The organism is Anaerobacillus sp. 63XJN7_5_ISO-PGPR-S23-430 (assembly GCF_056173695.1).
In genome coordinates this window covers 746,647-767,756 of sequence record NZ_CM149686.1, presented here as the reverse complement: position 1 = coordinate 767,756, position 21,110 = coordinate 746,647, and the positions used below count along the sequence as shown (strand labels likewise).

The 21,110-nt window shown below is 40.9% G+C and carries 22 protein-coding genes and 2 riboswitches; of the genes, 11 read left to right on the top strand and 11 right to left on the bottom strand.

Annotation, left to right across the window (positions count from 1 at the left end; translation table 11 throughout):
• Positions 1-85 precede the first annotated feature (85 nt).
• On the top strand, positions 86-604 hold the full coding sequence (locus AC0VYJ_RS04175; RefSeq protein ID WP_430246678.1) for a GNAT family N-acetyltransferase: 519 nt from the start codon (positions 86-88) through the stop codon (positions 602-604).
• Between the two features lie 53 nt (positions 605-657).
• Here AC0VYJ_RS04175 and AC0VYJ_RS04170 read toward each other — a convergent pair whose 3' ends face one another.
• The 5 genes from AC0VYJ_RS04170 to AC0VYJ_RS04150 form a co-directional block, all read right to left on the bottom strand.
• A complete protein-coding gene (locus tag AC0VYJ_RS04170) occupies positions 658-1,191 on the bottom strand; it encodes an acireductone dioxygenase (protein WP_475366597.1) in 534 nt (177 codons plus the stop codon).
• Positions 1,192-1,241: 50 nt separating this feature from the next.
• Complete coding sequence (locus tag AC0VYJ_RS04165) at positions 1,242-1,865, bottom strand: methylthioribulose 1-phosphate dehydratase (RefSeq protein WP_475366596.1); 624 nt, start codon at positions 1,863-1,865, stop codon at positions 1,242-1,244.
• Positions 1,828-2,526: a 2-hydroxy-3-keto-5-methylthiopentenyl-1-phosphate phosphatase gene (locus AC0VYJ_RS04160; protein WP_475366595.1), complete on the bottom strand. Its 699-nt coding sequence runs from the start codon at positions 2,524-2,526 to the stop codon at positions 1,828-1,830. The genes AC0VYJ_RS04165 and AC0VYJ_RS04160 overlap by 38 nt, the downstream gene beginning before the upstream one ends.
• Positions 2,523-3,722, bottom strand: coding sequence for a 2,3-diketo-5-methylthiopentyl-1-phosphate enolase (locus AC0VYJ_RS04155; protein ID WP_475366594.1), 1,200 nt, complete (start codon positions 3,720-3,722; stop codon positions 2,523-2,525). The genes AC0VYJ_RS04160 and AC0VYJ_RS04155 overlap by 4 nt, the downstream gene beginning before the upstream one ends.
• 94 nt (positions 3,723-3,816) lie before the next feature.
• A riboswitch (SAM riboswitch) is annotated at positions 3,817-3,926 on the bottom strand.
• A gap of 83 nt (positions 3,927-4,009) precedes the next feature.
• The gene (locus tag AC0VYJ_RS04150) at positions 4,010-5,182 is read right to left on the bottom strand and encodes an aminotransferase class I/II-fold pyridoxal phosphate-dependent enzyme (protein ID WP_475366593.1); all 1,173 of its coding nucleotides are present in this window, start codon (positions 5,180-5,182) and stop codon (positions 4,010-4,012) included.
• A gap of 108 nt (positions 5,183-5,290) precedes the next feature.
• Here AC0VYJ_RS04150 and AC0VYJ_RS04145 point away from each other — a divergent pair, with 108 nt between their 5' ends.
• From AC0VYJ_RS04145 to AC0VYJ_RS04120, 6 genes are all read left to right on the top strand, one after another.
• A complete protein-coding gene (locus AC0VYJ_RS04145) occupies positions 5,291-6,073 on the top strand; it encodes a carbon-nitrogen family hydrolase (RefSeq protein WP_475366592.1) in 783 nt (260 codons plus the stop codon).
• A gap of 86 nt (positions 6,074-6,159) precedes the next feature.
• Positions 6,160-6,296, top strand: a riboswitch (SAM riboswitch).
• A 114-nt stretch (positions 6,297-6,410) separates the two neighbouring features.
• Positions 6,411-7,622, top strand: a complete 1,212-nt coding sequence (gene mtnK / locus AC0VYJ_RS04140) for an S-methyl-5-thioribose kinase (RefSeq protein ID WP_475366591.1) — start codon at positions 6,411-6,413, stop codon at positions 7,620-7,622.
• Positions 7,623-8,687, top strand: coding sequence for an S-methyl-5-thioribose-1-phosphate isomerase (gene mtnA / locus AC0VYJ_RS04135; RefSeq protein WP_475366590.1), 1,065 nt, complete (start codon positions 7,623-7,625; stop codon positions 8,685-8,687).
• Positions 8,684-9,817 carry a sugar ABC transporter substrate-binding protein gene (locus tag AC0VYJ_RS04130; RefSeq protein WP_475366589.1) on the top strand — a complete coding sequence of 378 codons (1,134 nt, stop codon included), beginning with the start codon at positions 8,684-8,686 and terminating at the stop codon, positions 9,815-9,817. Before mtnA ends, AC0VYJ_RS04130 begins: the two co-directional genes overlap by 4 nt.
• A complete protein-coding gene (locus AC0VYJ_RS04125) occupies positions 9,814-11,322 on the top strand; it encodes a sugar ABC transporter ATP-binding protein (protein WP_475366588.1) in 1,509 nt (502 codons plus the stop codon). The genes AC0VYJ_RS04130 and AC0VYJ_RS04125 overlap by 4 nt, the downstream gene beginning before the upstream one ends.
• A 55-nt stretch (positions 11,323-11,377) precedes the next feature.
• Positions 11,378-12,352 carry an ABC transporter permease gene (locus AC0VYJ_RS04120; protein WP_303533234.1) on the top strand — a complete coding sequence of 325 codons (975 nt, stop codon included), beginning with the start codon at positions 11,378-11,380 and terminating at the stop codon, positions 12,350-12,352.
• Positions 12,353-12,447: 95 nt separating this feature from the next.
• Here the strand turns inward: AC0VYJ_RS04120 and AC0VYJ_RS04115 are convergent, their stop codons facing one another.
• On the bottom strand, positions 12,448-12,783 hold the full coding sequence (locus AC0VYJ_RS04115; protein WP_475366587.1) for a YmaF family protein: 336 nt from the start codon (positions 12,781-12,783) through the stop codon (positions 12,448-12,450).
• A gap of 175 nt (positions 12,784-12,958) precedes the next feature.
• On the opposite strand from AC0VYJ_RS04115, the gene AC0VYJ_RS04110 reads away from it, so the two are divergent.
• Both AC0VYJ_RS04110 and AC0VYJ_RS04105 read left to right on the top strand, forming a co-directional pair.
• Positions 12,959-13,684, top strand: a complete 726-nt coding sequence (locus AC0VYJ_RS04110) for a glycerophosphodiester phosphodiesterase (RefSeq protein WP_475366586.1) — start codon at positions 12,959-12,961, stop codon at positions 13,682-13,684.
• A gap of 96 nt (positions 13,685-13,780) precedes the next feature.
• Complete coding sequence (locus AC0VYJ_RS04105; protein WP_136948306.1) at positions 13,781-13,864, top strand: YjcZ family sporulation protein; 84 nt, start codon at positions 13,781-13,783, stop codon at positions 13,862-13,864.
• A 90-nt stretch (positions 13,865-13,954) separates the two neighbouring features.
• Here AC0VYJ_RS04105 and AC0VYJ_RS04100 read toward each other — a convergent pair whose 3' ends face one another.
• The gene (locus AC0VYJ_RS04100; RefSeq protein ID WP_194219949.1) at positions 13,955-14,464 is read right to left on the bottom strand and encodes a YtxH domain-containing protein; all 510 of its coding nucleotides are present in this window, start codon (positions 14,462-14,464) and stop codon (positions 13,955-13,957) included.
• 192 nt (positions 14,465-14,656) lie between these two features.
• On the opposite strand from AC0VYJ_RS04100, the gene queF reads away from it, so the two are divergent.
• Positions 14,657-15,073 (top strand): preQ(1) synthase, encoded by a 417-nt coding sequence (queF, locus tag AC0VYJ_RS04095; RefSeq protein WP_226615987.1) that lies wholly within the window; start codon positions 14,657-14,659, stop codon positions 15,071-15,073.
• A gap of 1 nt (position 15,074) precedes the next feature.
• Complete coding sequence (locus tag AC0VYJ_RS04090; RefSeq protein WP_430246703.1) at positions 15,075-15,728, top strand: queuosine precursor transporter; 654 nt, start codon at positions 15,075-15,077, stop codon at positions 15,726-15,728.
• Positions 15,729-15,748: 20 nt separating this feature from the next.
• Here AC0VYJ_RS04090 and AC0VYJ_RS04085 read toward each other — a convergent pair whose 3' ends face one another.
• From AC0VYJ_RS04085 to AC0VYJ_RS04070, 4 genes are all read right to left on the bottom strand, one after another.
• A complete protein-coding gene (locus tag AC0VYJ_RS04085) occupies positions 15,749-16,963 on the bottom strand; it encodes a S1C family serine protease (protein WP_475366585.1) in 1,215 nt (404 codons plus the stop codon).
• A gap of 123 nt (positions 16,964-17,086) precedes the next feature.
• Complete coding sequence (locus AC0VYJ_RS04080; RefSeq protein WP_475366584.1) at positions 17,087-18,394, bottom strand: ATP-binding protein; 1,308 nt, start codon at positions 18,392-18,394, stop codon at positions 17,087-17,089.
• A 181-nt stretch (positions 18,395-18,575) separates the two neighbouring features.
• Positions 18,576-19,085, bottom strand: a complete 510-nt coding sequence (locus AC0VYJ_RS04075) for a GNAT family N-acetyltransferase (protein ID WP_283152946.1) — start codon at positions 19,083-19,085, stop codon at positions 18,576-18,578.
• Between the two features lie 202 nt (positions 19,086-19,287).
• Entirely contained in the window at positions 19,288-20,892 is a 1,605-nt protein-coding gene (locus AC0VYJ_RS04070; RefSeq protein WP_194219944.1) for a cation:proton antiporter, read from the bottom strand.
• Between the last annotated feature and the right edge of the window lie 218 nt (positions 20,893-21,110).

Here is a 21,110-nt window from a genome sequence, read left to right as displayed (position 1 = left end):
ACTTCATATATTCGACTAGCAGGATTCATTCCCTCTCTCTCGAAATGAGTCTGATAGGAAAATCAAATTGAGATGGAGGTAATCAATGGAAATCAGAAAAGCGGTCGTAGATGATGCTTTAGCGATAGCAAATGTTCATGTAAACAGCTGGAGAACGACTTACCGTGCGCTTATCTCAGAAGACTATTTGAATTCATTAGACGTTCAAATACGCGAGGCTCGTTGGCGGAAAGGAATTGAAAATGGAAGTATTATCCTTGTGGCAGTCGAAGAAGGGGAAATAATAGGATTTGCGAATGGCGGAAAAAACAGATCAGCTGCTTACAAATTCGATGGAGAACTTTATGCGATATACCTTCTTGAAGAAGCACAGGGAAAGGGAGTTGGCAAACAACTTCTGTGCTCGGTAGCTAAACATCTTAGAAGCGAATCTTATCAGTCTATGCTTGTTTGGGTACTGAATGGAAACCCAGCTTCTCAATTCTACGAAAGTTTTCATCCACTTCAAATTGCCGTGGAAGAAACAGAAATTGCAGGTAAGACATTTAAAGAAACCGGCTTTGGTTGGAACGACCTGAATGAATTAATTGGATTTTGTAGCTAAAGGGATTGAAGCAAAATCAAAAATGATGGCCGTGACTGCTCACGGCCCTTTTTTCACTTCACACTTTCTTTTTCTTCATATGGATGGGCTACCCATCCTGATGGATCGATGAAAAGGCGTACGGCTACAACTTGCCGATCATCCATTAATGTAAAGAAGTGTGGTGTATCAACCGGTACAGAAATCACGTCACCCGGATCGAGCTCAACATCAAAATACCCCACGCTACCTTTAATGATAAAAATCCCATGTCCCGCCGTTATCGCTCTTACTTCGTCCTCAGTATGCACATGAACCTGTTCAAATTTTTTCAGAATCTTATCAAGATCAGGCGTTTGTTCAGAAAGTGCCACCACATCCCAGTTTCCATATCCATTTCGCTGAGCTAGAGAACGAATGTCATCATCAAATACACTCAGAATTTCATTTTTCTGTTCCTCTGTAACATGACAATTCCCCTTAAGAAACGTCGGTAGCTTCTCAACATCCCAATGTTCATATAACACTCCTTCATTCTGAAGAAATGCCCCTACTCGATCTTGACCTTCAATAACTTCATTTGTATTTCGTATTTTAATTACTGCCATTAATGCTTCCTCCTCTTTTGTTAAGCTAATGAAACTTTGTTGATTACTGATTAACTTACAATTGCTTGAAAGCTTCGTAATTTAAGATGATATTCAAAAAGGAATTCAAATGCTTCCAGATATTTTTTTGCTTCAAAACCATTACGTCCCCATACTGTAATCCCATGATTTCGCATCAAAATGGCTTTCGTGTCATTCTTAAGCACGTGCACCACATCATGAGCTAGTAGAGAAAGATCAGCTGAATTCTCGATAATCGGTACTGTCACTTTGTCATTCTGTCCCCATAAACCAAAAGCTTTAACTAACTCCAGTCCTTGAAACGTAACTTCTCCTTCTCCCGCAAAAAGTTCAGATATAACATTATTTTCAACTGTATGCACGTGTAAGCAACAGCCTGCATCTGTCTTTGAATAGATCGCCTGATGAATAATGGTCTCTGCTGATGGTTTCAATAGAGTCTCTTCAATTGGCTGCCCTTGTCTATCCACTAGAATGAAATCTTCTTTTGTTCGTTTTCTTTTATCCTTTCCACTAGCCGTTACTAAAAATTGAAGCGGCGAATCACTTACCTTAATTGAAAGATTTCCACTTGTTCCACGGAACCAATCTCTTGCTGCTAATTCATCTTTAATATCAGCAAGTTCGTTCCATCGATTCTCCACTTGGCACATGATTCTTCCCCCTTTCTTCAGTTAACTTTTCGACGATATCATCAAACGTTTCAAATAAAACGGCTGGAATGCCAAGTTCTTGACACTTCTCCGCTAAAAAATCTCTAGCAAACACAAAATCTGCTTGCTTTGAAGCTTCTAAATCGGTAATAGAATCTCCAATCACAATTTTTCGGTTAGCCTTTTTATCAAAACGATTTAATATACCTGGCTTGCAACAACCGCAATCTTTCGTACAATCGTCTCCACAGGCATACGGCCAAGTTATTGAGATGGTATCAGTAGTAAAATCACTGCCATTACAGAAGATATTTTCTTCTGGAATACCGTATGGCTTAAGAAGAGGATAAATAAAGAAATCGATCCCTCCACTGACGATATAGAGCTCGATCCCTTCTTGCCTCGTGTAGTCTACGAATTCGCTAAAACCCTGTCTGATTTCAGTTGTAGCTACTAAATAATCGAGTAATTCCTGTTTCAATTTGGAAGGGATTAAGTGAAACATCCTTCCGACCCCTTCACGAATGGAAATATTTTGAGCGAGCACATCATCTTTTATTTGCTCCCACTCTTTCGGAGCAAACCGTTTCATCAAAGAAACGATATTATCACTTTTCGTAATGGTGCCATCAAAATCGCAAAAAATAATCGGCTGCTTCATCGCACTACCTCCCCGCTCCCCCACTTTGTAAGAGCCTGATGAAGTTCCTCACTATTTTGAGAGGCCTGTTCAAGAGGTTGCTCTGTTAAAACAGCTTGAATGGCATCTCGGAAAGCTTTTCCGCCTGCAGCTGCTCCATCGGGATGCCCGTGCACGCCACCTCCCGCATTAATCACACTGTCTATACCGAAATCTTTTATAAGAAGCGGTACTAGTCCAGGATGAATGCCCGCTGAAGGAACAGGGAATGTTCTTTTCAGCTTATTATTTCTCGTTAAGGCTTCTGCTGTTGCGAGCGCCTCTCTTCGATCAAGCGCTACACTCCCATAAGGCGAAGGGAAAAGGGAAAAGTCTGCCCCAGCAGTTCGAAGCAACTTTCCAAGTAATAGGGAGTAACTTACCCCATGTGTGCTTGAGGCAGCCATTGCACCAGAGAATGCAGGGTGTGCCATGATTGGAACCGGAATATCCGAGTCCTCTGAAAGTGATTGCAATGCATCTAGTCCATATGTAAAAACATTAAACAGAAGCGCATCTGCTCCTAATTCCACAGCAAGCTTTGCTCGATCACTGAGGTTTGCCGTTCTTCCTGTTAAATTCACTGCGTAACGCGTTCGCTTTCCTGTCAATTCAGCCGTTTCATCCAGCATTTTTCGTAAGGCGGGTACTCGCTTTTCAAGAGGGGTTAACTCATTTTCAAAAAGGATTTCATCGTCCTTCACAAAATCGACTCGACCAAGCGCCTGCTGTTTCATTTGTTCCTGCAATTCGCCTAACGATTTTCCAATAACTCCTTTGAAAATACTCATAACGAGCGGTCGATCGTATACTTCTGTAAGATTTCGAATACCGTCTATTCCATATGCTGGACCTGGGAATTGATTTAGTAACCCTGCAGAGAACTCTAAATCAACCAGCTTAATTTCACCATCAAGTGAAAGCTTACCGATGACTGTTGTTAAAATCGCAGGTAGATCCGCACTGAAATTGATGGTGGGGTAAGCAATCGCGATGATGCCCTTTTCCCCTTTTTCCTCTACGTGAACGACTTCACCCTTATGCTTCTTTAACTGCTTTTTTTCTAATAACGGTAGATTGGTCCAAGTCCCAATCGTTAATCCAAGGGCGATCGCTTCAGCGCGCTTAGATAATTGTTGGTCATTCTTAACAAGGTAAGTTGCCACAAGATGACTCATCATGCTCATTCCTTTCCATCGCGCTAGTCCTCAATCTTTGATCATACAAAAAAGACCCCTTCACGAGGAAGAGGTCGTTATCACCATGCTCTTCCTCTTATCTTCCAGCTTTTGCTGCGAGAATTAGCACCGTGTCTTCAAGTAACCTTGAAAATCGGTTGCCGGGCTTCAAAGGGCTCGTCCCTCCACCTCTCTGGATAAGAGTATGCAACTATTCGTTTAAGTAATTGATTCGAATTATGCCAGACGTAGGAAATCCTGTCAATCTATTTTTTTACTTTTCTGAATCAAAAGAGATTAAGAGAATTAATTCGTTCAACTGCCTCCCTGAGTTTCTCTTCGGAAGTTAATAAGCCTACTCTCACATAGCCTTCCCCATACTCTCCAAAGCCGTTCCCAGGCGCAACTACAATTTGAACATTCTCAAGCAAGTAGTCCGCAAATCCCTCTGAAGTAAATGATTCAGGTACTTTTAACCAGGCAAAAAATGACCCCGCAGGAGAGGTTACATCCCAGCCAATATCGTGAAGCCCCTGTATCAATACATTCCGTCTAGATTCGTACGTTTGGCGAAGGTTCTCAACACATTCCTGTGAACCTAGTAAAGCTTCTGCAGCTGCTTCTTGCACTGCACTAAACAAACTAACGTAGAAATGATCCTGAAGCAGGTTGATGCTTTCCACTACAGATGGGTTTCCGACAGCGAACCCAACACGCCATCCTGCCATATTATACGTTTTGGAAAGAGTATAAATCTCAATTCCCACATCTTTAGCACCTTCTGTTTCCAAAAAGCTTTTAGGACGTTCTCCATCGAATCCGATCGCTCCATAAGCAAAATCATGAACGACACAGATGTCATTGGCATCCGCAAACCTAACCGTTTCATCAAAAAAGCTTTTCGTTGCTATAGCAGCGGTAGGATTGTTTGGATAATTTAAAAACATGAGCTTTGCTTTTGCAAGAGCACTCTCTGGGATCGCGCTATAATCAGGCAGAAAATCATTTTGTTCAAGTAACGGCATCATTTGCATATCCGCTTCAGCCATCGCAACTCCAGACCAATAATCAGGATAGCCAGGATCTGGCACGAGCGCCACGTCACTTTTATTTAACAAACATTGACTGACTTCTACAAGGCCAGCTTTTCCACCAAAGAGGACGGCTACCTCTTTCTCCGGATCAAGCTCAACACCAAACTCTCGCTTATAGAATTCAGCCGCGGCTTGTTTCAGAAAAGGCTGCCCCCTAAATGGCGGATACTTGTGGTATGCAGGGTTTTCAGCTGCCTGCTGCAAAGACTCGATAATATGTGCAGGCGTCGGCTGGTCAGGATTTCCTTGGCCAAGGTTAATAATGTCATATCCCGCCTCTACATAACGGTTCACTTTTCCAGCAAGCTTCGCAAAAAATTGTTCTGGTAAACGTTTAAGTGCATCTGAAGTTTGAAATTGTTTCAAATGGAATCACATCCTGTTAAAATTTTCGAGAAATTCTAATAAGTTATGTTATCTTGGATACACAACCATGTAAAGGTCAATTTCTAAACATGTAAGGAGGACAAATCAATGAAAAACCTTGCCCTGTTGCAATTTGATATTGCTTTTGGCAATCCAGAAAAGAATTTCTCTAAAGTTGAAGAGCTTGTTTCTAAGGCGGTGAGTGACAAACCAGATATCATCGTTTTACCAGAATTGTGGTCCACAGGTTATGATTTATCTCGTCTTGATGAAATTGGAGATACTGATGCAGAAAAGTCGATTGCTTTTCTATCTCGCCTCGCCAAAAAAAACGACGTAAATATTGTCGGGGGCTCCATCGCTAAGCATCATAACGGCGAAGTAACGAACACCATGCTTGTGTTCAATCGAGATGGGCAGCTCGTTCATGAGTATAGCAAAGCGCACCTGTTTCGTTTAATGAATGAAGAGAAATTCCTCGTTTCTGGAAATGAAAAAAGTCATTTTACACTTGAAGAACTCCCATGTGCCGGGTTCATTTGTTATGATATTCGCTTTCCTGAGTGGCTTCGCCTTCATGCAGTTGAAGGTGCCCAAGTATTGTTCGTACCAGCAGAATGGCCAAAGCAACGCACCGATCATTGGCGAGCATTACTTATCAGTCGCGCGATTGAAAATCAGTGCTACGTGATTGCTTGTAATCGTGTCGGGGAAGATCCTGATAATACGTTTGGAGGACACTCATTGATCATTGATCCGTGGGGAACAATTATCGCAGAAGCAGGAGAAGAAGAGGTTATTTTAACAGGTTCTATTGACGAAGAGGAAATGTCATCAATCCGGAGTCGCATTCCTATCTTTGAAGATCGACGTCCAGATATTTATAAATAATATTCAAAATATTATTGACAAACATGTTCCTTTCTATGTAACATACATTTCAAGCGAAAAAATTGTAAAATAATTTCATAAACTTTCTCTTATCAAGAGCAGGCTGAGGGATTTGGCCCTATGACGCCCAGCAACCGACCTATTTTAAAGTCCAGATGAATCGATGACTTAAATGGCACGGTGCTACTTCCAACAGGATGATATTCATTCTGGAAGATAAGAGGTGTGAAGTATCTCTGTCTTCAAGCCTCTTTCTTCGGAAAGAGGCTTTTTTTATGCCGAAATTCCGATCTTCATGCAATACAACAACCATAAATAGTTGAAAGGGGAATTTTACATGGGTATTCAGATCACTTCAGGGTACACACCGTTTACAAGCGAAACAGTTGTGCAATTTTTAGAGCATCACGAGCTTTTGGATCGCACCGCTCCTGTTCATGTAAAGGAAATTGGCGATGGCAATTTAAATTATGTCTTTCATGTTCAACACAAGAAAACAGGACAATCCTGGATCGTCAAACAAGCCTTGCCTTATGCCAAAGTAGTTGGCGAATCCTGGCCGCTTACACTTGATCGGTCCAGAATTGAAAGCGAGGCGCTCAAGCAAGCTCACTCGCTCGTTCCTGACTTTTCTCCAATCGTTTATTTGCATGACTCTGAAAAAGCCGCAACGGTTATGGAAGATTTATCAACGCACACTATTTTACGCAAAGGACTTATTGAAGGACGTATATATCCTGAACTTGCAAGAAACGTCGGTACCTACCTCGCTCATACGCTCTTTTTCACTTCTGACTACGGTCTTGGTTCGGCAAATAAGAAAGAGCTTGCCAAACGGTTTAGTAATCCAGACTTATGTGGCATAACAGAAACCCTCGTATTTTCAGATCCTTTCTATAATGCCGAAAGCAATGCCTTTACAGAAGAGCTTCGAGCAGATGTTGAATCGCTCTGGGAAGATGACGATTTCCTCACTGAAGTGGCCTCCCTCAAACACTCTTTTTTAACAAAAGGAGAAGCTTTGATACATGGGGACTTACATACAGGTAGCCTGTTTGTTACGGAAAGCTCAACCAAAATAATCGATCCAGAATTTGCTTTCTATGGGCCAGCTGGTTTTGATGTCGGTGCTTTTATCGCCAATATTGCGCTTAGTATCCTGTCGCAGGAGGCCCATAGATCAGAAGAAGAGAAAGAAGGATACCTCGCTTATTTATTTGGCGTCACTACCGAGGTTTGGAACGTATTTGAATCTACTTTCCGATCATTATGGGACGACCATCTCTCAGAAGATAATCGTTATTCGAGAGGATACCTAGACGCTCTTCTACAATCTATTTTTGTCGATAGCATTGGATTTTCCGGCTGTAAAATCATCCGAAGAACGATTGGACTTGCTCATGTAGAAGAGATCGAGACGATCAGTGATCCAAGAGTAAAACTCGCTGTGGAAAAAAAGGCGCTTACCCTTGGAAAAAAACTTATTTTAGACCGAAAAAGCATCACTTCGATTGAACAATACATTAAAGCAATCAAGGAGGTCATTTAAATGACTGTTATCTCATCACTCCAGTGGAAAGGTGATCATCTCTTACTCCTCGATCAACGGCATCTTCCACAACAAGAGATCTACCTTAAGCAAACGGCAATCGAGGATGTCTGGAATAGCATTTCTGCCCTTGTGGTCCGCGGAGCACCAGCCATTGGAATCGCCGCAGCGTATGGTCTTGTTCTTTGGAGTCAGCATGTTCAAACAAACGAAGCAACAGCGTTCAAGACAGCGCTAGTCAACCAAGGAAAATATCTTGCCTCCTCTCGTCCCACTGCAGTTAATCTCTCTTGGGCGATCGATCGCATCATCCGAGCTAGCTTTTCCTTACCAACAGTTCAAAAAATGAAAGAAGCGATTCTGCACGAAGCACTTACTATCCATAAAGAGGATGAACTTGTCTGTCAGCGTATTGGAGAACATGGTCTGAAGCTATTAAATGATGGGGATACCATCCTCACACACTGCAATGCAGGTGGGATCGCAACAGCAAAATACGGGACTGCTCTTGCGCCTCTCCATCTGGCAAAGGAAAACGGTCTCTCCATCTCTGCAATTGCGACGGAAACCAGACCAGTTCTACAGGGTGCTCGATTAACCGCATGGGAGCTTGAGCGTGCTGGTATTGACGTTACGCTTATTACAGACAGTATGGTAGCTCACGTATTAAAAACAAAGAAAATCGCTGCAGTAATTGTTGGTGCTGATCGGATTGCTGCAAATGGTGATACAGCTAATAAGATTGGTACGCTCGGCCTTGCCCATATCGCAAAAGCATACAACGTTCCTTTTTATGTTGCTGCACCCATCTCAACAATTGACTACTCGATCCCTGACGGAGAAGCGATTCCGATTGAGGAGCGAGACACGAAAGAAGTCACGCACTATAAAGGTGAACGTGTTGCAGCTGAAAACATTGGTGTATTTAATCCTGCTTTTGATGTGACGCCAAATGAATTACTTAACGGAATCATTACGGAGCACGGTATCGTTCGAACACCGTCTGCTGAAAACCTTGCTCATCTTGCTTTCCCACACGCTAAAAACACGGAGGTACATTCATGAAACGCTTAGGACTTATTTTATCCATTCTTCTTCTCGTCGTGCTTGCAGCTTGTACGAGTGAGCAAGATGCCGTAAGTGCACCAGAAGCAAGCAATACGGAATCAAGTGAGGCAACTACGAACACGGGTGAAGAAACGTCTAAAGTTTCTTCAGACATTCCAAAAGAAGTTCAAAAACCTATCAAAATAGCAGCGATTATGCAAGCATCCCTCGGTACATTTTCTTCCCAGTACGTAAAAGGAGTTGAAGATCAGGTTGAAAAATTTGGCGGAAGCGTTCAAGTTTATAATGCTGATAATGACCTTTCCAAAATGGCTACACACCTTGATACAGCCATCAACCAAAAAGTCGATGCGATCTTAATTGATCATGGCCGAGCAGATGCACTCGAAGCTGGAGTGAAAAAAGCCGTTGATAAAGGCATACCTGTCGTTGTGTTTGATAGCGATATTAACGTGCCAGGTGTAACAGTTATTGATCAAGATGATTATAGTCTTGCATGGAATACATTAAAAACGCTTGCTCAAGATTTAAATGGTGAAGGAAATATTGTCTATGTGTGGGTAGGAGGATTTGCGCCCATGGAGCGACGAAATGCGATTTATGAGGCCTTCCAGGAGCGCTATCCAGAAATCAATGAAATCGCTAAGTTCGGGACCGCGAGTGCTAATACAGCTCTTGATACCCAAACCCAAATGGAAACTATTCTAAAGCAATATCCAAACAAAGGAGATATTGATGCTGTATTTGCCCCATGGGATGAATTTGCGAAAGGCGCTACTCGTGCCATTGAGCAAGCTGGTCGAGAAGAAATCAAAGTTTATGGCATCGACATGAGTGACGAAGATCTCCAAATGATGCAAAAGGATAATAGCCCATGGCTTTCATCTGCCGCTACTGATCCGGCGGAAGTAGGACGTGTTCAAGTACGTTTTGCTTATCAGAAAATTGCTGGAGAAGAAACGCCTGAGATTTTCTCACTTGATCCGCATCTAGTAAAACAATCTGATTTACCAGACGAAACCATTTCAATGAGTGAATTAGGCAATTACGTCGATGACTGGGGCTCTTCTGACGCAGCTATTTCTCCGTGGATGGAGAAATTAACGCAACAGGATGATAGCAAATGAGTGAGTTATACATTCAAAACATTTCTAAATCATTCGGAAATATCCCTGTATTAAAAAACGTCTCCCTAACGATTCGTTCAGGCGAAGTGCACGCCCTGCTCGGTACGAATGGAGCTGGTAAAAGCACGCTTATGAAAATGGTTTGTGGAGACTATGAACGAGACAGCGGTTCTATTTTACTTAACGGAGAACCTCTACCGATTCATACACCTTCCGATGCAAAAAAAGCTGGCATCGGAATGGTTGTACAAGAAGTCGATACGGCTTTGTTTCCTACCCTATCCGTTTCTGAAAATATTTGGGCTGACTCAATGAATAAATCTCCTTTCAAACGCTATTCTTCTAACAAAGAACGGCAACGAACAAGAGATTTACTTAACTCTCTCGGTATTACTTTAACACCTGATAAACTGGCTTGCGAATGCTCGCTGTCAGAGAAACAAATGATCTTAATTGCTCGAGCAATGGCACAGGAGACGCAATATTTGATCCTGGATGAACCAACTGCTCCACTTAGTGTAGAGGAAACAAAGCTATTATTTCATCTTATTAACAAACTGAAGAAGAAAGGCGTGGGGATGATTTACATTTCTCACCGCATGCCAGAAATAGAAGAAATAAGCGACCGTTTTACGATTTTACGAGACGGCAAAGTTCATCTTTCCGCTGAAACAAAAACTGTTTCAGCGGATGAGATCATTTCCAGTATGGTTGGATCAACCCTTAGAAAAAAAGAACCCCGTCAAACAAAGAGCACGAGTCATGCTTTAATGCGGGCTGAGAATCTCTTTATACCCGAAACTGGAAAAACAGTGAATTTCTTATTGAATCATGGAGAAATCATTGGTGTCGCAGGACTTGTAGGTGCAGGAAAATCGGAAACGGCATTAACCCTCTTTGGAGCAACAAAGCATACAAGAGGATGTGTTCACATTAACAACCAAACATACCGCTTTCGCTCTCCAGCTGACGCGATTAAAGCCGGGATTTGTCTTGTACCAGAAGAGCGAAGAAAATCGGGTATTCTACTCGATTTCTCATTATCAGAAAACCTAACGCTCCCTTCTCTACGGCGTCATTCACTCAGAGGATTCCTTAATCGAAAAAAAGAGGAAAATTATTCATCCAGGCAAATAACTCAGCTCGGCATTAAAGCAGCTTCACCTAAAGAACCGATCCATCATCTCAGTGGGGGAAATCAACAGAAAGCAGCTATCGGAAAATGGTTATACGATGATCAGAAAGTATTTCTCTTTGATGAACCAACAAAAGGCATTGATGTGAAAGCCAAAGCAGAAGTGATAGCTCTAATAAAAGAGCTTGCCGATCAAGGGAAAGGGGTTATATATTTTTCCAGCGAAATCGAAGAGCTTCTTGATCTATCAGATAGAATCCTTGTCATGTACGATGGCGAAATTACTGCCACGCTCACAGGTGAAGAGATGACAGAGGAAGCCATTATGCAAGCAGCTACAGGAGGTAGGAAGATTGAAATCAGCAGCTGAACTCGTACAAACACAAAATCAAAGAGGGATCGCCTCACCATTCAAGGATAAAGTGATCAGCTTTTTCGTCAAATATGGTACGTTACTCGTCATCGTTGGACTTATTCTCATCTTCACTATTCTTAACGATCGCTTTCTTACTTACAGTAACTTTGCGGATATCCTTCGCTCCATTTCAATTGTGACACTCGTTGCACTCGGTGTTACCTTTACATTAATTGTTGGAGGTTTTGACTTATCTGTTGGCTCAACCGTTAGTCTCGCTACTGTTGCGAGCGCATCTGCCTTAGTCTGGTATCGGCAAGAACTTCTCGTCGCTCTACTCATTCCTATTCTGATCGGGGTATTGATTGGCTTAATAAATGCCTTCATAACAATTAAAATAAGAATCCCTGATCTTCTTGCAACGCTAGCCGTTATGTATATCGTGAATGGGATTCAACTAACTTATACGAAAGGTTTTTCCATTTACAACAATATGCCTATGAGTGACGGGACAACCGCCCCAGGCAAATTCATTCCATCTTTTCTTTTTATTGGCCAGGGTGAAATCGCGGGCGTTCCTTTTCCAGCGATTTTTATGATTGTTTGCGTCATTCTCGTTCACCTTTTTCTCACTTATACACGAGCGGGAAGATTACTCTACATGACAGGCAGTAATCGAGAAGCTGCAAGATTATCAGGTGTTGCGGTTCAACGATATCGTACGCTCGCCTACGTACTTAGCGGACTGTTTGCCGGAATTGCTGGAATTGTTCTTGCTTCAAGAATTGGAACTGGTCAGGTTTCTGCCGGTGCACCTTTACTTATGGACGGCGTTGCCGCAGCATTGATTGGTTATTCTGTACTTGGTTCCGGAAAACCAAATGCATTCGGTACGTTCATTGGAGCTGTCTTAATTGGAATTCTATTAAATGGGCTAACAATGTTGAATGTTCCTTATTATGCTCAAGATATTATTAAAGGCACGATTCTGATTGGTGCCCTAGCATTCACGTTTTATCAAAACAAACGAGAAATTAAAATGTAAAAAAAGCGATGCCATGTGCATCGCCTTTTTTAATAACTGCCAATCATGAGGCTTAGGTTTCAATTCATTGAAGGAAAACACCCCATTTAACTGATCTACCAATCCGCTGGAGGATTTCCTATAGGAGGACTCGTTTGACCAGAGAAATAATGCTCATGCTTTTCTTTTGATATCGTTTCACCGCTAAACGTATGATAATGACCACCACCAGGTAATGTAATCGGCGGACTAGATCGAACGCTATAACGGTGTTGGTGACCCTGATCCATTACCGTAATCCCTTCAATACGGTGAACATGTTGATCAAACGAAGTCCCATTTACAGGCAAACTAAAACCTATCATACTTAAATGGTGATGATTGTATCGGTTTTCGATGCTCCCACGAAAATAATGAGAGTGAGCTTCAGGTAAAGCAACTCCTTTAGACACACTATTCTCTCCCTTCCTTATAACAGGCATAACACACCTTTATCATAATCCATTCAAATTGATTCAAACTCTCCTTTAGCATGAACTTGATATATGAAATCAAAGGAAAAATGAATCCATGAGCGAATACATTACATAGATGGATTTCTAAATCCAAATCAGAAAGAGGTGACCTATGGCTTCTTCATTTCAAATTTATGGACACCGCGGTTCATCAGGTACGCACCCTGAGAATACACTCCTTTCATTCCAGGCTGCTCATAGAGCTGGTGCTCACGGAATCGAACTCGACGTTCAATTAACTAAAGATCTTGTCCCTGTTGTTATTCATGATGAACGAGTTGAGCGAACAACGAATGGCATCGGTTTTGTAAAAGACTTTCTTTACGAAGATCTTATCCGATTAGACGCTGGCCAAACATTCTCCAACCGCTTTCAGGGAACGTCGATCCCTTCATTAAAAGACGTGTTGGAATGGGTGTCTTCCACTTCTTTACTCTTAAACATTGAACTGAAGAATGGCGTTTTTCCGTATAATAGTCTAGAAGATCGCGTCCTGGATCTTCTTACTTACTATAAGCTTTGCGACCGAACCATTCTGTCATCCTTCAATCATTATAGTATTCAGAAACTCGCACAAAAAAACGATAAAATTGAAACAGCTGTTCTTTTAATGGAAAAAATCATTGATCCATGGGACTACCTTCAACGCGTTGGAGCTCAAAGTCTTCACATAGAATGGCAGGCAGTGGATGAACATTTAATGAAAAACACCCAGAAGCGCGGAATTCCTGTGCGAGCTTTCACAGTAAATGATCCTCTACAAGTATCCAACCTCCAAAAACTCGGTTGTTCAGCGATATTTACGGACTACCCTGCTTCTGCTATCCAAACGATATAGCCTGCCCACCCAAAAAGGGCTAATGCCTACGTCCACATTTCCACCTCCCAACATACGTTAGTAAAGAAGCGACACATATTGACGGGAGGAACAATCATGAGTGGTTACGGTCAAGGTTTTGCGTTAATCGTTGTTTTGTTTATTCTTTTAATAATCATTGGTGCATCTTACATTTCGTAACTAAATTAAAAAGAAGGCTTCCGCTCTTTATAAGCGGAAGCCTTCTTTGTTAATCCTTCATTAATCTTTTATATGGTGATGTTCGTTCAATTACAAGCTCGTATTCGGATTGGAAGATGTATTTCCAGGTGTACGCGTTTCGCTTCCTGGAATATTTGTTGGCTCATATTGATTTTCACTAGAATCAGATACTTCCTGACCTGCTTCTTTTACTTTACTTCCAATTTCATGCAGGTCTTCTCCAGCTTCTTTCGCTGTTGAAATCACTTCTGTTGAATCTTCTTTTACCTGATTCACCTGATCAACCACTTCATCATTTACTTTTTCATAAAGTGATTGTGCATCATTCATTGCTTCCTTTAGTACTGAAGATGCTGATTGAATACGATCCATCCAGTCGTCCTTCACTTCGCCAGGGTTTTCCTTCACACGCGTATAGAAACCTCTTGAAGAATCTTTTACGTTTCCTGCTGTTGAGCGTACTTTGTTTCGAGTTGTTGAATCAAGCATAGCTACAGCGCCACCTACAATCGCGCCTACCAAAATACCTTTAACAAGCTTTCCGTTCTTTTCTTCGTTTACTGTCGTTGTCGTTTGCATGACGATTCCTCCTATTGTCTTTCTTAGTTTACTTAGCTAGTTTTTTCTTTCCCTTTATGTTAAAAGCTAAACTAAAAAATTTGACATGAACTTCTTTCTTCGCATCAGAATGCTGCTCTGTTATAATAGACAACGTTGTATGACAGCAGTTCGTAACCTTCCTGCTTCATCAAAACTAAAGGAGGAATTAGAATGAATAGCATGGATAAAGCATGGCTACCTTCTTCCGGACCAATGCCTCGCCCGGAAAGCGTAGAACAAGCACGAGAAGTAATAAAAAACGAAGCATTTGATGCACCGAACGTTCAGGAAATCACGTTTAATGCACTCGAATTCACAGCAGTTTGTCCCAAAACAGGACAGCCTGATTTTGGACGAGTTGAAATTTCATATGTACCCGATGAAAAATGCATCGAGTCAAAATCACTGAAATTTTACCTCTGGTCTTACCGTGACGAAGGAAGCTTCTGCGAGACACTAGCTGCCCGCATCGCAGATGATGTTGTCTACGCAATCGACCCTTTGAAAGTTACAATTACAGTTTATCAATCAGCACGAGGCGGTATCGAGCTAAAAACAACAGCTGTTCGTGAGAAAGCAGCATCATAATATGACGAATCAATACATCGACCGTCAACTTGTCCTGTTTAACGTGTTATTTGCGACTTCCATTGTGATCGCAAACGTACTAGCAGGAAAAGTGGTGATGATCGGAAGTTTCGTGATTCCCGCGGCCGTTGTGATGTACGCCTTTTCGTTTCTATTCACAGATATCATTCACGAGAACTACGGGAAAGAAGAAGCAAAACGAACCGTTCAGTATGGATTTATTGCGCAAATTTTTGCTAGTATTATGATTTATCTTGGTATGCTTTTACCTGTAGCACCTTTTGCAACTGATACGCAGGCGGCATACGAAATTCTCCTAGGTCAGAATTATCGATTTGTTCTTGCCAGCCTTGCAGCCTATCTCGTTTCGCAACACGTAGACGTTTATATTTTCTCTGCGATTAAGAAACGTACAGCTGACCGTCATAAGTGGCTTCGGAATAACGTGAGTACACTGACATCTCAGCTACTTGATACAACCATTTTCATCACAATTGCGTTTATCGGAACGGTCCCTAACATATGGATCATGATTCTTTCACAATTTGTGATTAAAATGGCGCTTGCTCTTTTAGATACGCCTGTCTTCTATTTTCTCACAAAAATCAATGGTGCTAAAAAGCCCATTCATAACGAAAACCCTCTGGATGCATGATCCAGAGGGTTTTTTGATATTTAAAGTCCATTCTGATTAGCTAGAGTCATTGAAACAGTCTGTTGTTTTCCGTCACGATAGAACGTTACATCCATTTTATCTCCAACTTTTTTATTGGAATACAAGTACTTACGAAGTGCGGCTGAATCCTTTACTTCCGTATCATCAAGCTTAACGACGACATCTCTTTCTTTCAACCCTGCGTCTGAAGCTGGAGAATTAGGAGCAATGCCCATTAGAACTACTCCGCTCTCTACACCTTCAGGTAAATTAAGCGTACCAGTCCAATATTGCGTTGGAACTTCAGCTAACGAGGCAGGTGTAACTCCCATTACTGGACGCTTTACTTCACCTGTCATTTCAAGCTGCTCAATGATCGGTTGCGCATCGTCAATCGGAATCGCAAATCCGATGCCTTCAACTGTTTCTTCTGCAATTTTGGATGAGTTAATACCAATTAATTGACCTTTAATATTAATTAATGCACCACCACTGTTACCGGGATTAATCGATGCATCAGTTTGAATAACATCCGCCTCATAATCAGGCTGTCCATTCTGGTCAAGATCAACAGGAATCGTACGACTTGGGTTACTAATAATTCCCTGCGTCACAGATCCTTGAAGGAAGCCTAATGGATTCCCAACCGCAATAGCAGGTTCCCCTGTTTGTAGACTAGAAGAAGAACCAAGTTCGGCAACTGCTTCAACATCCTTCGCATCAATTTCTAACACAGCTAAGTCCATTAACGCATCCGTACCAAGTACCTTCGCCTCTGCTTTTTTCTCATTGCTTAACGTTACATCTACTGAAGACGCACCTTCAACTACGTGGTTATTCGTCACTACATAGGCTTTTCCGCCCTCATTCTTGTAAATAACACCAGACCCTGATGCAGCAGCCTGTCCCGATTGACCGGATGGATCTTCTAAAGAAAATCCACTCCCCTGGTTTTGATAGCTTGTAATACTTACGACAGCGTCCTGTGCTTTTTGAACAGCCGTTGTTATATCAGATGAGACATTGTATGCTACATTGGAAGTTTCAACACCTCCACTTGCAGTAGTGGTTACCGCCGCTTGATTTGTTGAAGACTGTTCTACATTCGAGACGAGCGGCGCCGCAACAAGCATAACGGATGCTCCGACAATTGCGCCGAACGTACTCGGTAAAAACCAATTCATCCCTCTTTTTGTCTGTTTCGCTCTTGATTGATTATCGTCATAGTAACCCATTCCCCGGTCACCCTTTCTCCCTTTTGATTTGTTTATAGTTCTATTGTAACGAGAGATGACGGTCGTTTCCTAAATATGTGATATTTTTGATATTGTTTGATATTTAACGTCATTTCATTTTTTCTACAGGGTATGTCCGTTATCCCCCTGGTATGACGCCAAATTAACTACTGTGTTGTCTAAGGAATGTGACAGTATGGGAAAGCTAATTGAAAAAGTTGTCCCGTGATTCACTTCACTATGTACGTCAATTTTACCATGGTGATCCTCTACAATTTTATAGCTGACCATTAAACCAAGCCCAGTCCCATTTTCTTTCGTTGTATAAAAAGCTTGATCTAAATGCGGAATGTCTTCTTCGGCAATTCCAACTCCTCTATCCATGATATGAATAGTTGTCCAATCACCATCATTAACAAGCTTCAAGCGAATTTCTCCTCCATCAGGCATCGCTTCCATTGCATTTTTCACCAAGTTAAGTATAACTTGTTTCAACCTAACGTCTTCCCCCATGATCTGAACTTGCTCTTCTGGAAAGTTAGTATAAATCGTGATTTGCTTATGTTCTGCTTCCTGCTGCAATAAACTAACAACGTATTCGAGACAGTCCGTTAAGTTAATCGGTTTCAAATTAATTGATTGTGGCTTGCCAATCACCATTAAATCATTAACGATTATCGTTAATCGTTCTAACTCCTGTAGCATAATCTTAGAATATTTCGGGTTGTAGGTTTGCTCCGATTCTTGCAGCTGTACAAATCCTTTAAGAGAAGTTAAAGGGTTCTTAATTTCGTGAGTGACTCCAGTCGCAATCCTTCCAATAAAAGCTAACTTCTCATTATGCGCAGCTTGCTCATACGATTTCACAATTGTGTTTAAATAGGATTGGAATCGATTTAAAATAATAAACGTAATTCCCGAGAATAAAAGAAGTATAAGAATCGGAAATACAACGACTGGCGACATTGTAAGAAAGCCCATAATGGCATACTTCCCTGTTATTCCAGCCACAACAGTAATATAAAATCGTTTGTTCACGAACAAAGGAGAGAACAAAACAAAGAATAGCTCAACTGGGCTTCCGCTAGCATACATCTCGTCTGTTCCAATGTACCGAAAAATCTCTGTAATGAGAGCAGTCGCCATGAATACTACAAAAAAGAAATATTTTGTAGCAAAAGGCTGCTCTCTATTTGAATACCACTTGGAAATAGGAATTAATGAAAATTCGATGGCATAGATCATCATTAGTGGAATGAGTTCTTTCGATTCATTTAGCAAGATCATAGTCGTATCGGGATCGATTAAAGGACTAATAATAAACCGATACACATCATATAAAATAACGGATACAAAAAACAGAAAGATAAATAACTTATTTGCCCGTCTTTCTTCCTCAATCTTGATTTCATTACGTATAGGTGAACGCATATTAGCTCCTTACCCCGCTCATGCAGTTACATATTTTTCAAAGCAATGATGATTATACCATAAAATATTCGACAAAAATCTCCAAATTCCTCTATTTTTGTAAGTATCACTGAAGGTATGGATTCTAATGATTATCACGCGAAATTCACATAAAAAAACCCTACAGTTTTTTTGTAGGGTTTTACATATATTCATTTTCCTTCATGAATTTTTCTTCATCTATTTTGTTTTTAACAACAGGTGGTTCAACCGTTAGTTTTGATAATCCAATTCGTTCCATGACGTTGTTTACTTCTTCTGAAGACACTTTATTGTTCACTTTTTCGTCTGGAAATGCCCAGTTAACGAGGGCGCTGGCCATTTCAATGGCGTACCCCTTGTTACGATACTCAGGTATCAGATGATACCCAACTTCAAGATTACTTGACGCTTCCATATTTTTATATCCCATCGTGCCGATTACTTTTTCATCAGAAGTATGAATCAATATGCCTTCCCACTTGTGACTCACTCTTGAAATAGCAGAGTCATTTAGATGAAAAGGTAGGAATTCTTCGAACTGCACATTTTTAAACTCTTCAGGTACTTCAACATGTAACAGCTTCTCTAATTCTTTCTTATCAGTCATAGCTTTAATTAAATCAAATGAGAAAGGAATAATGGTCAGACGATCGGTCTGAAGATAAGGCATTTTCTCTCAAAAGTCCTCCTTATGAGTTATTTTCTTGTGGTTGAAAATGACTTTTTACACTATACCTTATTGCTTTACTTACTGTAAACAATACCCCGATCATTTAATAATAAACGGAATATTCCCATCATTGCACGTGCTTTGTCCCTTTCTTTACTAGGATATGCAAGCCAAAGGAAAAAGCTGCTACAAATGTAGCAGCTTAATGTTTTCTTTTCGAATCTTTCACAACTTCTTCTTCTTCAAAATCCGCCAGGCCATTATTTAATAGTTCTTTATACTTTCCAGCTATTTCACCTGAAATGATTTCTTCTTGTTCTAGCTCGTTAATTTTATCGTACTGGGCATAAAGTGAGTGCTTTCGTAACGTAATTAACTGACTTTTTTTAAGTTCAGGATATTGATCTAATAAAGCATCAAGTTCACGATGACTGTTGTCAATTTCATTCTGGTAACTTGTCAACAATTCAGAAAAAACTGGTTCGGGAACGAATAGCTGTGTCTTCAGTTTTTTAATTTCTGCAACTCCAGCTTCATGACGATGCAGATTCGCAACAATGTCTTCATACTCTTTCGATCCGCTATGCTTCGCTCTTAAACCGAAGTAGCTAATTAGTGGTTTAATCGTTAGACCTTGAACAACTAATGAAAATAAAACAATACTAAATGTAAGAATCAAAACGGTGTCTCGTCCTGCAAAATCTCCCGGAAGACTAAGGACTAGCGCTATGGATAACGACCCTTTTAAACCGCCCCAATTAAGGACATGTCTCCATGACCACGGAAGACCTTTAACAAGTAAGGTGCTTCCATAGACTGCAATACTTCTACCTATTAGAACAATTAAAAGCGCAAGTCCTATCGTACCCCACTGATCGGCGAAATTAATTCGAGTAATTTCAAGACCAACCATTAAGAAAACAATGGAATTTGCTAATAAAGCGGCAACATCCCAAAAGTTGTTGATATTTAATCTTGTTGTTGGACTCATTCCAACTTTCGAACCAAAATTACCAAACGTTAAAGCTGCTACAACTACTGCAATAACCCCGGAAACATGGATACTTTCTGCAGTTAAATAGGAACCATAGAAAAGGAGAATACTAAAAATAATTTCAAGTGGATAATCATCAAAGTACTTTGTAAGGATTGAAATCGCATATCCTAATCCTCCACCGACAAGCAATCCACCAGCAACAACTTTTATGAATTCAAAAGCACCGCTCGTTAAGCCGCCCCAGCCCATATCAAGATAAGCTAAAAGAGAGAAGGCTGATATTTTAAATAAAACAACTGCAAGCCCATCATTAAATAAGCTCTCTCCCTCAATTACTGTAGAGAGTTTGTGATTTACGCCCATACTTTTAAAAATCGATAATACACTAACGGGATCTGTTGCACTCATTAATGCAGCAAAGACGAACGAAACTGGAATTGATAATCCAAGAAGAAAGTGTGTTGAGAATCCGATCACTAGAAAGGAAAGGAAGGTTCCACCAAAAGCCAGGGCAATGATCGGCTTTTTGTTTTGATTTAAATGGGAGAAAGGCAATTTTAGCGCTGCTTCCCCTAGAAGTGCAGGAAGGAAAATCGTTAAAATAACAAAATTAAAAACGTCACCCTCCGTAATAAACATTTTAAGCGGTTCAAGTACGGGAATGTTAAACAATCCGATTAAAGTGCCAATAATCACAAGGGCAATCGGATAAGGCTGCTTCAGTTTCTTAGCTATCGCTGTAATACCCGCTGCAATCATAGTAAGGATAAGTCCAAGTTCAAAAATATGATGCATATCTAAATGTTCCATATAGAGCCTCCGATCGTAAGTATCTTCTCATTATAACCAATATCCCACAGTATTGGAAAATTCCTTTTACTTCTGTTTCATAAACATGCGGTGATCAAAACAATGTAAAAGCATACCTGATCTCTACCTTCTTTACTATCTCCTGCACTTTATGAATCATGCTCGAAAATTCACTGTTGCCTAAAGTGCTCATGTTCGTTGGCTTGAACGTAACAAAA